Genomic DNA, 14,352 nt, shown 5'->3' with positions numbered 1-14,352 from the left:
ATAATATGAAAATTAGATATACGTTTTTAGCCGCTGCTGTATGTTTAACGATGTACTCATGCAAGGTAATGTCCCCAAAAGCATACAAAACCCTTGTAGCAGAACGTGACTCATTAGCTACCCGCACAACAACCCTCGAGGGGGAGCTTGCACAATTGCAATCGGATACAGCGCGTTTGCACAGACAGCTTAATGATTTACGCAAAAATAAAAGCGTGTTAAACAGTAACCTGGATGCGACATCGTCAAAAGCTAATGAATTAGCTGCTCAAACAACAAGACTGGCTGCAGATTTGAAAAAACGCGAAGCACGTTTGAAAGAAGTAGAGGACATTTTGAAAAAACGCGATGAGGCTACCAATGCTTTAAGAGATAAATTACAGAAGGCGCTTTACGGCTTTCAACAAAGTGGTTTAACGGTAGATATCAGAAATGGCAAGGTTTATGTGTCATTAGCTGATAAACTATTGTTCCCTTCGGGCAGTATTATTATTGATGAAAGAGGAAAGGCTGCCTTGAAACAGCTTGCTGTGGTGGTTAACAAGGAAGCGGATATCAATATGGCAGTAGAAGGCCATACTGATGATAAGAAGGTGAAGAACCTTGGCCAGATCAAGGATAACTGGGATTTGAGCGTATTGCGCGCTACCTCGGTTACCCGCTACCTGACCGAAACAGAAGGTGTTGACCCGCATAGGCTTACCGCAACAGGTAAGAGCGAGTTTCAGCCGATAGATGCCACCGGTACTGATGAAGCCCGCGCAAAGAACAGGCGAATAGAGATCGTGCTTACCCCTAAGCTCGATGAGTTATACAACCTGATCACTAAGTAATAAATGAAAGCTCCCGGCAAATCGCCGGGAGTTTTTTGTTTTAGATGTTTTCATGTAGAGACGCATAATTGCGTCTCGCCGCAGGACAAGCCGCTTTGTAATAGGTTTAACTACCTTAAGTTGCATGCGGAAGACGCAATTATACGTCTCTACATTTAAACAACCCCGAAAATAAAATTTGCAATTATATAAGCACTTATATAAATTGCATCATGAATTTATATCAAAGTTTAGGATACCTGGTTTTGGGCAGTCGCTTGCGGCGGCTGAGTGAAGCTTTTCTGGCCGAAATTAATCGTGCTTATCAAAATGCCGGAATTGATTTTGATGCCAGCTGGTTTCCTGTGTTTTATTTACTGTCGAAAAATGATGCCTTATCTATCAAAGAATTAAGTGAGCAGATAGAAGTATCACATCCTGCTGCCAGTCAACTGATCACTAACCTTAAAAAGCGCGGACTTGTAAGCACCGATACCTGTAGTGATGACGGCCGCCGTCAATTGGTTACCCTTACAACCAGCGGGCGCGAATTACTGGCACAGATCATGCCTGTTTGGGCTGCAATCACTGAAGCCATGACCCAATTGGTTGAAGGCGACGAAACAGCACTTCAATTACTGCCTGCAGTTACTGCACTTGAAAACACCTTCCGCCAGAGTAAACTGGCCGATAATATTGTTGAAAAACTAAATACCAACTTAAAACCCGCCGGCAATGAGTAATATATTTAATTACGGCACCGATCATCTTACCATAGGTATCTGCCTCGACATAGCATCTGGCAAAATTAAAGGAATCATTAATAAAGAAGCCGCAGACATGATCCAGGCCTCATGGCGTGAGGTAGAAAAGATTGTGCATAGCCACCACCCGGTTTATGGAATTAATACCGGTTTCGGTCCGCTGTGTGATACCCGGATCTCGGAAGACGATACAAGTTTACTGCAAAGCAATATCCTTAAAAGCCATAGCGTAGGTGTGGGGAAACCCATCCCGCAGGAAATAGCGAAGCTTATGATGATCACCAAAGTGCATGCTTTGGCGCAAGGCTATTCGGGCATTGCCTTAAAAACGCTTGAGCGGATCATCTGGCATATCGACAATGATATTGTCCCGGTTGTACCCGAAAAAGGTTCAGTAGGCGCTTCAGGCGATCTGGCCCCCTTATCACACCTGTTTTTGCCATTGATTGGTTTGGGCGAAGTATTTGAAAATGGGGAGCGGCAACCTGCTTCGAGGTTGTTAAATAAACATGGTTTACAGCCCTTATTGCTTGGCCCTAAAGAAGGCCTCGCCCTTATCAATGGCACACAGTTTATTCTTTCGTTCGCTATAAAAGCTGTACAAAGGTTGGATGATGCCCTTAACCGTGCTGATTTGATAGGCGCTATTTCGTTAGAAGGGCTAATGGGTTCTATCCGTCCATTTGATGAGCGGTTGCATAACATTCGCCCGTTTAAAGGTACGCGTATGGTAGCTCATCGCCTGTTTACTTTACTTGATGGGTCTGAAATTAATTCGTCACACATCAACTGCGATAGGGTACAGGATCCATATTCGTTACGTTGCATGCCGCAGGTGCACGGCGCATCCCGCAACGCATGGCTGCACCTGAAAGAGCTTACCGAAATTGAGCTCAATTCTGTTACAGATAATCCGGTTATTTTTAATGCCGATGATACCATCAGCGGCGGCAATTTCCACGGGCAGCCCCTGGCTTTGCCGCTTGATTATGCAACAACCGCAGCGGCCGAAATTGGTAACATTGCCGACAGGCGTTGTTACCTGATGAGCGAAGGCCGTTACGGTTTACCCAAACTGCTTACACATGATGCCGGGCTTAATTCGGGTTTGATGATTCCGCAGTATACCACCGCGGCCCTCGTTACCGAAAATAAAACCCTGTGCTTCCCCGCCAGTGCCGATAGCGTGCCAACCTCGCTTGGACAAGAAGACCATGTATCCATGGGCTCCATCAGTGGGCGAAAGCTGCACCAGGTAATAGATAATATTGAATATATCCAGGCTATAGAGTTGCTCTACGCGGCCCAGGCTATGGATTTCCGCAGACCGCTAAGATCGACCCCGGTTATTGAAGCCTGCCATGAACTGGTAAGGCAGCATGTAGCTTTTATACAGGATGACCGCGTTTTTGCCGATGATATTAACAGTCTCCACAAACTGATTACAGATGGCTCCCTGCTGCAAACCGCAGGCGAAGCAGCTATTGCTCACCAAATAGATTTAAGTCATGACGAGTTCGGAATTTATTAAAACCTATGCCAACCACCCGGTGTATAAGGCACCGCGTGGTATGCAACTTCATGCCAAAAGTTGGCAAACCGAGGCCCCGCTCAGGATGCTGCTTAACAACCTCGACGGCCAGGTAGCCGAAAACCCCGATGAACTGGTAGTTTACGGGGGGATCGGTCAGGCTGCACGTAACCCGGAGGCGCTTCGTAGAATTATTGAGTTGTTGCTGGAGCTTGATGAGTATCATTCGTTACTGATCCAGTCGGGCAAACCGGTGGGAATTATCCGGAGTCATCCTGAAGCACCGCGAGTTTTGATAGCCAACAGCAACCTTGTACCTGCTTGGGCCAACTGGGAGCATTTTAACGAGCTGCGCGAAAAAGGCCTAATGATGTACGGACAGATGACGGCCGGCAGCTGGATCTATATTGGTACGCAGGGTATTTTGCAGGGCACGTACGAAACTTTTGTTGAGTGCGGTAACCAACATTTCAATGGCGATTTGGCGGGCAAACTCATTGTAAGCGCCGGCTTAGGCGGGATGGGTGGTGCTCAGCCATTGGCAGCGACTATGGCAGGCGCTGTATTTTTAGGTGCCGATGTGGATGCATCCCGGATTCAAAAACGGGTTGACACGAAATACATCGACCGGATGACGGCTTCGTACGATGAAGCCATCACTTGGATAAAGGAAGCCATCGCCAAAAAAGAAACGCTTTCGGTTGGCCTGGTAAGCGATGCAGGTGATCTGCTTGAAAAACTGTTGAAGGATAATATCATCCCTGATATGCTTACCGATCAAACTTCGGCGCATGATCCCTTGAATGGTTATATCCCTAATGATCTGTCATTAAATGAGGCAGCCATTTTAAGGAAAGAGGATGCGGTAGAGTATAAACGGCGGTCGCTGAAAAGTATGGCGAGGCATGTAGGCTTAATGCTGGAGCTGCAAAGCAAAGGGGCTATTACTTTTGACTATGGCAACAACCTCCGTGAGTTTGCCAGGCAGGGCGGCGAGGCCGATGCTTTTAATTTCCCGGGTTTTACGCCGGCTTATATCCGTCCGCTGTTTTGTGAAGGGAAAGGCCCGTTCAGGTGGGTAGCCTTATCCGGCGACCCCGAGGATATTTATACTACCGATCAGGCGCTGATAGAGGCTTTCCCCGAAAATAAACCATTAATTACCTGGCTTAAAAAAGCAAGGGAGAAAATTGCTTTCCAGGGATTACCTGCCCGCATTTGCTGGCTTGGAATGGGCGAACGTGAAAAGGCCGGACTGATATTTAATGAACTGGTAGCATCCGGTAAAGTAAAAGGCCCGATAGTGATTGGTCGTGACCATTTGGATTGCGGCTCGGTGGCATCACCCAATCGTGAAACGGAGGCTATGCTTGATGGCTCCGACGCAGTATCCGACTGGCCGCTGCTCAACCTGATGGCCAATGCCTCAGGAGGTGCAACCTGGGTCTCGTTCCATCATGGTGGCGGGGTGGGCATGGGTTACTCCCAGCACGCAGGCATGGTAGTACTGGCCGACGGCAGCCATCGCGCAGCTACCTGTTTAAAAAGGGTGCTGTATAATGACCCGGCCATGGGTATTTTCAGGCATACTGATGCAGGATACGATAAGGCTGCCGAATGGGCGGATAAGTTTAATCTAAAGGTTTGGTAAAACATAAAATATAAAAGTGTTATTGCGAGTTTTAAATCCGGCAGGCTCTGAAGGTGAAATGACATCGACCCGATAACTCTTTGTCATCCTGAGCGATAGCGAAGGATCTTCTTCTATAGGCAAAGCCGCTGTACAGGGCGAAGGAGATGCTTCGTACCTCAGCATGACAAAGGGGCAATTTCATCTTTTTCCCTTCAGAGTCTTTGGATTTTGCCTACTCAGCATGACAAACGTTTTTAACTTGTCATGGTAGGAACGAATCAACTCGATAAGCGGACAGCTATGCAAGTTCCTTTGTACAGTTTGGGGATTGCTTCGTACCTCGCAATGACGGTTTAAGATAGAACGATGAAAAAACTAATAGGTCCATTCACTCAAATAATACCTTTAACCGGTTTGCCGCTTAAGGGTATGTTGAATGATGAGCAGCTGCACATCATTATCAATGGCGGGGTATTAACCGAAGATGGGATAATCCTCGCTGTAGATAATTTCGAAACGCTTCGCAAAAACTATACATCGGCACAAGTAGAGGAAATCACCGGAGATCATGTATTACTGCCCGGCTTTGTAGATTGCCATACGCACATCTGTTTTGCCGGAAGCAGAGCTAAGGATTATGCCATGCGTAATGCAGGGAAAAGCTACCTGGAGATTGCGGCATCTGGCGGCGGCATCTGGGATTCGGTAACACAAACCCGTGCAGCCACCGAAGCTGAATTAAGCAATTTGCTGACGAAACGGATAGCCCGTCATTTAGCAGAAGGGTTAACCACTATCGAAGTTAAAAGCGGTTACGGTTTATCTGCAACAGAGGAGTTAAAACAACTTAGGGCTATTCAGCAGGCAGCTGATAAAACACATGCGCATATTATCCCAACCTGTCTTGCTGCACATATCAAACCCAAAGATTTTGATGGTGCCGAAAGTGAGTATCTGAAGCATCTGTTAAACGATCTGTTACCGAAAATAAAACAACAGGGCCTGACCAACCGGGTTGATATTTTTATTGAGCAAAGCGCATTTAATACCAGCGATGCCCTGTTTTACTTGAGTAAAGCCAGGCAAATAGGTTTTGAAGCTACTGTTCATGCCGATCAGTTTACTACCGGCGGCACCGAGGTTGCAGTTAAGGCAAGGGCAGCATCGGCTGATCACCTGGAAGCCAGCGGCGATTATGAGATAAAATTATTAGCCAATTCAGATACTGTTGCTGTAACTTTACCCGGTGCCTCGCTGGGTTTGGGAATGGGTTATGCCCCTGCCCGAAAGCTGCTTGATGCCGGAGCATGCCTCGCCATAGCCAGCGACTGGAACCCCGGCTCGGCCCCGATGGGCGATCTGCTGATGCAGGCTTCAGTAATGGCTGCCTCCGAAAAACTAAACACAGCCGAAGTTTTTGCAGGTTTAACTTTTAGAGCAGCGCAAGCGTTAAAGCTAAACGACCGCGGCATCTTAATCAAGGGAAAGCTTGCCGATATGCAGGCTTACCCGTGTAAAGATTATCGTGAGATACTATATCAGCAAGGAAAACTAAAACCAGTCCGGGTTTGGACGTCTGAAAATAACGATTAAGCAGGTTTTATGATTTGCTTAGCTACCAATGAACCATTGAACTAATGAACCAATGACCAAATTAATAGAATGCGTACCCAATTTTAGCGAAGGTGTAAACCTTGATATCATTAAACAGATAACAGATGCATTTGAGTCTGTTGACGGAGTAAGGTTACTTAATGTTGATCCGGGAAAGGCAACTAACCGTACCGTAGTGACCTTTGTTGGCGAACCGGAAAGGGTAATTGAAGCTGCATTCCTCGCCATTAAAAAAGCTGGTGAGCTGATTGATATGAGCAGACAAAAAGGCGAGCACCCAAGAATGGGCGCAACGGACGTTTGTCCACTGATCCCGATTAGTAATATCACGATGGAGGAAACTGCCGAATATGCGACAAAGCTGGCCAAGCGTGTGGGTGAGGAGTTACAGATCCCGGTTTATTTGTACGAGGCAGCACAACCTAACAAAAGCCGGAGCAACCTATCTGTGATCCGTGCGGGGGAGTACGAAGGTTTCTTTAAAAAGATCAAGCAACCGGAATGGGCACCCGATTTCGGTCCGGCAGAGAATGATGTTAAACGTGGGGCTACTGTAATTGGTGCAAGGGATTTTCTGGTGGCTTATAACGTTAACCTGAACACTACATCCGTTCGCAGGGCAAATTCTATTGCTTTTGATGTGCGCGAGGCTGGTCGCACCCTGCGTGAGGGCGATCCGGTTAACGGTAAAATAGTTTATGACGAACATGGCAAAGCCAAAACTATTCCCGGTTCATTAAAGGCGGTAAAAGCCATCGGCTGGTTTATAGAGGAATACGGCGTTGCCCAGATCTCTATGAATTTAACCAATATCAACGTTACCCCGGTTCACAAGGCATTTGATGAAGTGTGCGATAAAGCTGCTGCACGCGGCATCAGGGTGACAGGCAGTGAGCTGGTTGGATTGATCCCATTGAAAGCGATGCTTGATGCAGGCGGGTATTTTTTGGAGAAACAGCAGCGCTCGGTAGGAGTAAGCGAAAAGGAACTGATCAGGATCGCCATTAAATCAATGGGATTGGATGAGCTTTCGCCGTTTAAACCCGAAGAACGCATCATTGAATATTTGCTGAAAAATAAAGCCGACGGTGAACTCATCAGCATGAGCCTTACCGACCTGGCCGATGAAACGGCCAGCGAAAGTCCGGCACCGGGTGGCGGTTCTATTTCGGCGGCTGTTGGTGCATTAGGTGCGTCGTTGGCTACCATGGTGGCTAACCTGAGCTCGCACAAAAAAGGATGGGACAGCCGCTGGCAGGAATTTAGCGACTGGGCGCAAAAAGGACAGCAATTTAAAAATGAACTGCTGGCATTGGTTGACCAGGATACCACAGCCTTTAACCAGATCATGGAGGCTTTCTCCTTACCAAAATCAAACGATGAAGAAAAGGCTGCCCGTGATATAGCTATACAGGATGCTACCCGCTATGCTATTGAAATTCCCTTTAAAGTGATGGAGGTCGCTTTGGATAGCATGGAGGTAATTAAAGCAATGACGCTGACCGGTAATCCCAATTCCATAACGGATGCAGGTGTAGCCGCCCTCTGTGCCCGTACCGCGGTATTAGGAGCGTTCATGAATGTGAAAATCAACGCTTCGGGCTATAAGGATAAAGATTATGTGATTGATATTATTTACCGGGGCAATGAAATTGAGCGGAAAGCCATTGCGCTGGAAGCGGAGATCATTGCGTTGGTGAATGCGAAAATAGGGTTGGGATAGCGGAAGCGCTTCCCGAAACGTCATTGCGAGGAACGAAGCAATCGCGAACTTTACAGGGCGAACCTGCAAATCGGGTTAGGGTAGCCGAAGCTCTTTTTAAAACGTCATTGCGAGGAACGAAGCAATCGCGAACTATACAGGACAAACCTGCAAATCGGGGATTGCTTCGTGCCTCGCAATGACGGTAAGTTTGAAACTTAGTGTATCACACCAAATACTCAAACAAAGTCTGATCCTTATTCAATTCAATAACATTGAAACGGTGCGCGTGCATACGCTGTAATAGCGCAGGATAATCTTCGGCATTTTTTAGCTCAATACCTACCAGCGCCGGGCCGTTTTCTTTCTCGTTCTTTTTGATGAACTCGAAACGGGTAATATCGTCACCAGGGCCTAATACACTATTCACAAACAGTTTCAAAGCACCTGGACGCTGCGGGAAACGAACAATGAAGTAATGTTTCAGGCCTTCGTACAGCAGTGATTTTTCTTTGATCTCCTGCATCCGGGCAATATCATTATTACCGCCGCTGATGATACAAACCACCTTTTTACCTTTGATCTGCTCTTTACAGGCATCAAGTGCAGCTACAGATAATGCGCCGGCTGGTTCAACCACTATGGCATCCTCGTTGTAAAGTTTCAGTATGGTGGTACAAATTTTACCTTCAGGTACCAGTAGCATATCATTCAGGATCTCTTTACAGATATCATAAGTTAATGCTCCAACACGCTTAACGGCAGCACCGTCAACAAAGCGGTCTATTTCATCTAATGTAATGGGTTTGCCATGGTTTATAGCTCCCAGCATTGATGGGGCACCTTCAGGCTCAACGCCTATCAGATGGATATTTGGGACATTGTTTTTAAGATAAGTACCTGTTCCCGACGCAAAACCGCCACCGCCGATGGGCATAATCGCGACTTCAACATCTGGCAGGTCCTGCAGTATCTCAACACCTACGGTTCCCTGGCCTTCAATAACGCGGTAGTCATCAAAAGGAGGGATGAAAGTCATCTTGTTTTTTTCGGTGTAAATGAGCGCTTCGGCCAGGCAATCATCAAAAGTATCGCCTGTAAGCACAATCTCTATATTACCGTTACCAAACATAGCGGTTTGTTTAACCTTTTGTTTGGGGGTAATCTCGGGCATAAAAATTACGCCTTTGATATTCTTTTTATTACACGAAAAGGCTACGCCCTGAGCATGGTTACCCGCACTGGCGCAAACTACGCCGCGGCTCAATTCATCGTCATTTAACTGACTGATCATGTTGTATGCGCCGCGCAACTTATAGGAGCGAACGACCTGCAGGTCTTCGCGTTTTAAATAAACATCACATTCATATTTTGCCGAAAGACCGGCGTTATATTGCAGCGGAGTGCGTTTCACAACGTCCTTTATCCGCTCATATGCCGCTTCAAAATCAAGCTGGCTTTTTGTGTCAGTTTCCATTGTTAGTTCTTTACCAGCCTGTGGGCCATTAAGCCTTGCAGGTCCTGGTCGTTTATATCAAGCTTGGCATCTGCAAGCGTTAAAAATTTGTTGTATACCTGGGCCAGTTCTTCCTTATCTAAACTGAAGCCTAAACGTTCCAGATGGAACTTCAGAGCATGCCTGCCGCTGCGCGCGGTTAGCACTATTGTGGCGCTCGGAAAGCCTACATCTTCAGGACGAATGATCTCATAATTTTCACGCATTTTCAAAAAGCCATCCTGGTGAATGCCTGAGCTGTGGGCAAAAGCATTTGCACCAACAATAGCCTTGTTAGGCTGTACAGGCATCCGCATTTGCGTACGAATCATCTGGCTTAATTCATAGAATCTTTTAGAATCGATGTTGGTATGCAAACCTAAGGTTTGATGCGTTTTCAGGATCATCACCACTTCTTCGATAGAAGTGTTACCTGCGCGCTCGCCGATACCATTGATGGTACCTTCAATCTGGCGGGCACCGTTCTGTAAACCGGCGATAGAGTTGGCGGTAGCCAAACCAAGGTCATTATGGCAATGAACGGAGATGATAGCCTTATCAATATTTTTAACGTTCTCTTTCAAAAATTTGATCTTGCTGCCGTATTGATCAGGCAGGCAATAGCCGTTGGTATCCGGAATGTTTACTACAGTAGCACCGGCGGCGATAACGGCCTCAACCATTTGCGCAAGGTAAACCACATCTGCCCTGCCGGCATCTTCGGCATAAAATTCGATATCCTCGACAGATTTTTTAGCGTATTTAACAGCTTCAACGGCTCGCTCTAAAATCTCTTCGCGGGTACTGTTGAATTTATGCTTGATGTGCATATCAGACGAACCGATACCCGTATGGATGCGCGGACGTTTTGCATATTGCAGAGATGCTACAGCTGCATCGATATCACCTTTGTTGGCACGGGTAAGCGCGCAAACAGTTGGCTCTTTTACAGCTTTTGAAATTTCAACAACGCTTTGGAAATCGCCCGGGCTTGAAACCGGGAAACCTGCTTCAATGATATCCACGCCCAGTAGTTCCAGTTCCTTAGCTATCTCAATCTTTTCGGGGGTTGTTAACTGGCAACCCGGTACCTGCTCGCCATCGCGGAGCGTAGTATCAAAAACATAAACGCGGTTGGGATCGTGTAACATATCTTTTTATTTTGATTTGTGATGTTAGATATGAGCTTTGAGACTCTTACCCTCTATCAATTGTTTTTTATTTTAGTTTGAGATGTTGTATAGGATATATGAATCCTTTTTTCATCTGTTTGTATTTTATTTTATAACTATTTGAAATAGCGAATATTCAAGTTAGAGAAAAAAATCTCATATCTCAAATCTCACGTTTCAAATCTCTTTTATAGCGATAAACCTGAGCCTTTTATAATCGGCATACCATTGGCCATTCTCATTATAAAAAGGCTCGAGTTTTTTGGTGATCTCAGCCAGGATCTGTTCTTTTTCCTCTGCCAGGATGCCATCTAAAAATTGCGCACCAAACATAGTAACCCATTTGGCAACGCCCTGGTCGCCATCCTGAAGCGGTGTTTTACGGTCATAATGAATAACGTAAGTTACCCTAAATCCGTGTTCTTCCAGTTTGGTTGTGTATTCGCCTACCGAAGGGAAGTACCAAACTTTGGTGTCAGCCTTTTCATTGTAACCATGATTATGCAGTACCTGTTTAGTGGCATCTATCAGCCGCTCAACATTGCCTTTGCCTCCCATTTCGGCCACAAACCTGCCGCCTTTTTTTAGACTGTTAAACACACTACGGATTGCGCCGTTAGCATCAAGTACCCAATGCAAAGCCGCGTTTGAAAAAACGGCATCGTACTTTTCATCAGTGAAAAAATCAGCAGCATTCTCCACCGCGAAATCAACATCCGGGTAAAGTTGCTTAGCCTGGGCTATCATTTCGGGCGAGTAATCAGTGCCTTTTACAATGGCACCTTTATCTTGTATTTGTTTAGTTAAATGGCCTGTGCCGCAACCCAGGTCAAGGATGCGCTCACCAGGTTTCACATCCAAAAACTCAAGCACATCCTCACCGTATTTAAATACGAAGGCATGCTTTTGGTCGTATAAATCAGCGTTCCATTTCATTGTTTTCTATGATTACACCGATGATTTTTTGATTACACCGATTTTTGTTTTTGGGATTTCACCAATTGATTGATGATTTCGCCGATTACTTTTTTTAGTTCCCTCCCTTGGGAGGGTCTTTAGCTTAAAAGAGCCCTGGATTCGTGCGGTTCCCCTCTTGAGAGGGGTGGAGGGGTGTGTTTCTACATTTTGCTTATCGCTTGCATAACACACCCCTGCTTTCGCTCGTTTCCTCCGCGCCCCCTCTCAAGAGGGGAATTTAAAAGCGCGGGCACTTTTTATTATCCCGTTATCTCAATTAGATATAACGATTTCTTCTTTGTTTTTGTTCCTGAAGTACGTTAACACATAGGTTATTGCACACAACACAAAAAAGCTATTCACCCAAATTACCTTGCCAATGGCATCAGCCGAAGCAGCAGTTACAATTATTACCACCAGGCTCAAAGCTATAATCGCCCATAGCATCAGTTTGTTGTTTGAGCGGATGATGGCATAAACGCCGGCTATCTGTCCTGCTATCGCAAATAATAGCACCAGGTTTTCGAGCTTTTCGTTATCATCCATGCTCATGGCCATCAGCACCTCAATGAAAGCAAATGTGCCTCCTCCGTTATTGACTCCATAGCCACAGAAGAGGAACAATATCATCATGAAGATGCTGAACTTTGTCATCATCACAATAACTATCTACTATAAATATTCAAGCACTTTTTGGCCCATTGCCGTAGTGCCTAAAATTTTGGCTTTGTCGGTATTGGCATCAGCGATATCGCCGGTGCGGTAGCCGTCTTTAAGCGTTTTATCAATGGCATCCGTAATCTTTTTAGCTTCCTCTTTAAGGCCGAAGCTTATTTCAAGCATCAGGGCAACCGATAGGATAGAGGCCAGCGGATTTGCTTTATCCTGACCGGCAATATCGTGTGCCGAACCGTGGATTGGCTCAAAAAATCCTGTACCATCACCTACCGAAGCCGAGGCCAGCATCCCCATCGAACCTGCAATTTGTGATGCCTCGTCGGTAAGGATATCGCCAAAAAGGTTGGCAGTTAATACCACATCAAACTTTTTAGGGTTTTTAACCAGCTGCATGGCTGCATTGTCAATAAACATGTGCTCGGTTTCAACATCAGGGTATTGTTTCGCAATTTCCTGTACTACCTCGCGCCATAAGCGTGACGCTTCCAGTACGTTTGCTTTATCAACAGAGCATAACCTTTTACCGCGTACACGGGCTGCTTCGTAAGCTTTGATAGCGATACGCTCAACTTCGTAACGTGAATAGATCATCAGGTCAGATGCTGTATTGCGGTCTTCACTGCGTTTTTTCTCTCCGAAGTAAACGTCGCCGGTTAGTTCGCGGAAGAAAAGGATATCGGTACCTTTCAATATCTCGGGCTTAAGGCTTGACGCATCCAGAAGCTCATCAAACAACATAATAGGGCGCAGGTTAGCATAAAGGCCAAGCTCTTTACGGATCTTTAACAACCCTTGCTCCGGACGAACTTTTGCCGAAGGATCATTATCATACTTGATGTGACCGATAGCGCCAAACAGGATAGCATCGCTTGCTTTAGCTTTAGCCAGTGTTTCGTCAGGCAGCGGGTTACCGGTTGCTTCGATACCGGCGTGGCCCATCAGGGCTTCGTCGAAAGTAAATTCGTGGCCATGATCCTGACCTATCTTTTCTAAAACTGCTTTACCCCAGGTGGTAACCTCGGGGCCTATCCCGTCGCCGGGTATTACTAAAATGTGTTTTTTAATTCCCATAACCCTTGTCGCTGCCATAGGCAGCGGTGTTTTTGTTTTATAGATGTTTTATTTATTCGGGTTTTACGCCGCGTACTTCTTTTAGTTTCATCACCATTTGCTCAGCGTCGTTTTCTACCCATTGGGTATACTCATCAATAGCCAGCAGGCGCGATTCATCATCAATATAGCCTTCCTCAACCATTTGCTTTGACTGGGCTACTTTTGCCCAGATGCCTGCTTTGTGTACAAAGTTTGCTTCACCTTTTTGGTAAACTTCATCGGCATTAAAAACCTCGATCCCAGTAAAGCCTGCTTCCTGCAAATATTCGGGCAGGTCTTCGGCAATATGATTGTTCATGCCGGCATCGCCCCGCCACCTTAAAAAGGTAGCATAAAAGCGCTGCATGCTTGCGGGCGGTTGCGGTTGCCATTCCAAAGCTTCGTGGTTATAATCCAAAATGGACACTGTACCACCAGGTTTTAACAGCGAATACATTTTTTTCAAAGCCTCAACCGGATTGTTCAACCATTGTAATACCCTTGCCGAAACAATAAGGTCGTAATTTTCCTCCGGCGCAAAGCTGAACAGGTCGGTATAGATCAACTCCATATTTTGAACTGAAGCATAAGTTTCCTTACCGCTCTGGATAAAATATTCGGTGTTATCAATGCCCGTAACATGACCGCTTTCACCAACTAATGCAGCAATATCTTTAGAGATAGCGCCTGTACCGCAACCCACATCCAGCACCTTCAGGCCTGGTTTGAGCAGGGGGGCAAGGGTTGCATAATCATTCGCTAAACTCCGTTCGTCAAATAACTTGGCAGTACCTTTACCTTCTCTCTGGATGTGTTTTTGGTTCATTAGTTCACTGGTTCATTAGTTCATTGGGCTTGTCTGTTCATTAGCTTCGCGTCATTAGGTCATTGAGTCATTTTTT

Annotated in this window: 12 protein-coding genes; 6 read left to right on the top strand and 6 right to left on the bottom strand. The window is 46.0% G+C overall.

Annotated elements, in window-relative coordinates; genetic code table 11:
- The first annotated feature begins 5 nt into the window (after positions 1-5).
- The 6 genes from MTO98_RS28565 (at position 6) to ftcD (ending at position 8,077) form a co-directional block, all read left to right on the top strand.
- Positions 6-833, top strand: a complete 828-nt coding sequence (locus MTO98_RS28565) for an OmpA family protein (protein WP_243482395.1) — start codon at positions 6-8, stop codon at positions 831-833.
- A 212-nt stretch (positions 834-1,045) separates the two neighbouring features.
- On the top strand, positions 1,046-1,555 hold the full coding sequence (locus MTO98_RS28560) for a MarR family winged helix-turn-helix transcriptional regulator (RefSeq protein ID WP_243482394.1): 510 nt from the start codon (positions 1,046-1,048) through the stop codon (positions 1,553-1,555).
- Positions 1,548-3,107 (top strand): histidine ammonia-lyase, encoded by a 1,560-nt coding sequence (gene hutH, locus MTO98_RS28555; protein WP_243482393.1) that lies wholly within the window; start codon positions 1,548-1,550, stop codon positions 3,105-3,107. The genes MTO98_RS28560 and hutH overlap by 8 nt, the downstream gene beginning before the upstream one ends.
- Positions 3,085-4,758 (top strand): urocanate hydratase, encoded by a 1,674-nt coding sequence (hutU, locus tag MTO98_RS28550; protein WP_243482392.1) that lies wholly within the window; start codon positions 3,085-3,087, stop codon positions 4,756-4,758. Before hutH ends, hutU begins: the two co-directional genes overlap by 23 nt.
- A gap of 348 nt (positions 4,759-5,106) precedes the next feature.
- Positions 5,107-6,333, top strand: coding sequence for an imidazolonepropionase (gene hutI / locus MTO98_RS28545; protein WP_243482391.1), 1,227 nt, complete (start codon positions 5,107-5,109; stop codon positions 6,331-6,333).
- 52 nt (positions 6,334-6,385) lie between these two features.
- Entirely contained in the window at positions 6,386-8,077 is a 1,692-nt protein-coding gene (ftcD, locus tag MTO98_RS28540) for a glutamate formimidoyltransferase (protein WP_243482389.1), read from the top strand.
- A 205-nt stretch (positions 8,078-8,282) separates the two neighbouring features.
- Here the strand turns inward: ftcD and ilvA are convergent, their stop codons facing one another.
- The 6 genes from ilvA to MTO98_RS28510 form a co-directional block, all read right to left on the bottom strand.
- Entirely contained in the window at positions 8,283-9,533 is a 1,251-nt protein-coding gene (gene ilvA, locus MTO98_RS28535; protein ID WP_243482387.1) for a threonine ammonia-lyase IlvA, read from the bottom strand.
- A 2-nt stretch (positions 9,534-9,535) separates the two neighbouring features.
- Positions 9,536-10,702, bottom strand: a complete 1,167-nt coding sequence (locus MTO98_RS28530) for a 2-isopropylmalate synthase (protein ID WP_243482386.1) — start codon at positions 10,700-10,702, stop codon at positions 9,536-9,538.
- A 198-nt stretch (positions 10,703-10,900) separates the two neighbouring features.
- Positions 10,901-11,659 (bottom strand): methyltransferase domain-containing protein, encoded by a 759-nt coding sequence (locus tag MTO98_RS28525; RefSeq protein ID WP_243482385.1) that lies wholly within the window; start codon positions 11,657-11,659, stop codon positions 10,901-10,903.
- A 294-nt stretch (positions 11,660-11,953) separates the two neighbouring features.
- Complete coding sequence (locus MTO98_RS28520) at positions 11,954-12,337, bottom strand: hypothetical protein (protein WP_243482384.1); 384 nt, start codon at positions 12,335-12,337, stop codon at positions 11,954-11,956.
- 15 nt (positions 12,338-12,352) lie between these two features.
- Positions 12,353-13,423: a 3-isopropylmalate dehydrogenase gene (leuB, locus tag MTO98_RS28515; protein ID WP_243487955.1), complete on the bottom strand. Its 1,071-nt coding sequence runs from the start codon at positions 13,421-13,423 to the stop codon at positions 12,353-12,355.
- A 58-nt stretch (positions 13,424-13,481) separates the two neighbouring features.
- Positions 13,482-14,276, bottom strand: coding sequence for a methyltransferase domain-containing protein (locus MTO98_RS28510; protein ID WP_243482383.1), 795 nt, complete (start codon positions 14,274-14,276; stop codon positions 13,482-13,484).
- Between the last annotated feature and the right edge of the window lie 76 nt (positions 14,277-14,352).

Origin of the sequence: Mucilaginibacter sp. SMC90 (genome assembly GCF_022811725.1) — a bacterium.
GTDB lineage: Bacteria > Bacteroidota > Bacteroidia > Sphingobacteriales > Sphingobacteriaceae > Mucilaginibacter.
Note: the sequence above shows the minus strand (reverse complement) of the source record. Positions and strands in the feature narration are given on the sequence as shown.

Coding starts and splice junctions, on each gene's coding strand:
- MTO98_RS28565 (WP_243482395.1), top strand. CDS start 6: ATGAAAATTAGATATACGTTTTTAGCCGCTGCTGTATGTTTAACGATG.
- MTO98_RS28560 (WP_243482394.1), top strand. CDS start 1,046: ATGAATTTATATCAAAGTTTAGGATACCTGGTTTTGGGCAGTCGCTTG.
- hutH (WP_243482393.1), top strand. CDS start 1,548: ATGAGTAATATATTTAATTACGGCACCGATCATCTTACCATAGGTATC.
- hutU (WP_243482392.1), top strand. CDS start 3,085: ATGACGAGTTCGGAATTTATTAAAACCTATGCCAACCACCCGGTGTAT.
- hutI (WP_243482391.1), top strand. CDS start 5,107: ATGAAAAAACTAATAGGTCCATTCACTCAAATAATACCTTTAACCGGT.
- ftcD (WP_243482389.1), top strand. CDS start 6,386: ATGACCAAATTAATAGAATGCGTACCCAATTTTAGCGAAGGTGTAAAC.
- ilvA (WP_243482387.1), bottom strand. CDS start 9,533: ATGGAAACTGACACAAAAAGCCAGCTTGATTTTGAAGCGGCATATGAG.
- MTO98_RS28530 (WP_243482386.1), bottom strand. CDS start 10,702: ATGTTACACGATCCCAACCGCGTTTATGTTTTTGATACTACGCTCCGC.
- MTO98_RS28525 (WP_243482385.1), bottom strand. CDS start 11,659: ATGAAATGGAACGCTGATTTATACGACCAAAAGCATGCCTTCGTATTT.
- MTO98_RS28520 (WP_243482384.1), bottom strand. CDS start 12,337: ATGATGACAAAGTTCAGCATCTTCATGATGATATTGTTCCTCTTCTGT.
- MTO98_RS28510 (WP_243482383.1), bottom strand. CDS start 14,276: ATGAACCAAAAACACATCCAGAGAGAAGGTAAAGGTACTGCCAAGTTA.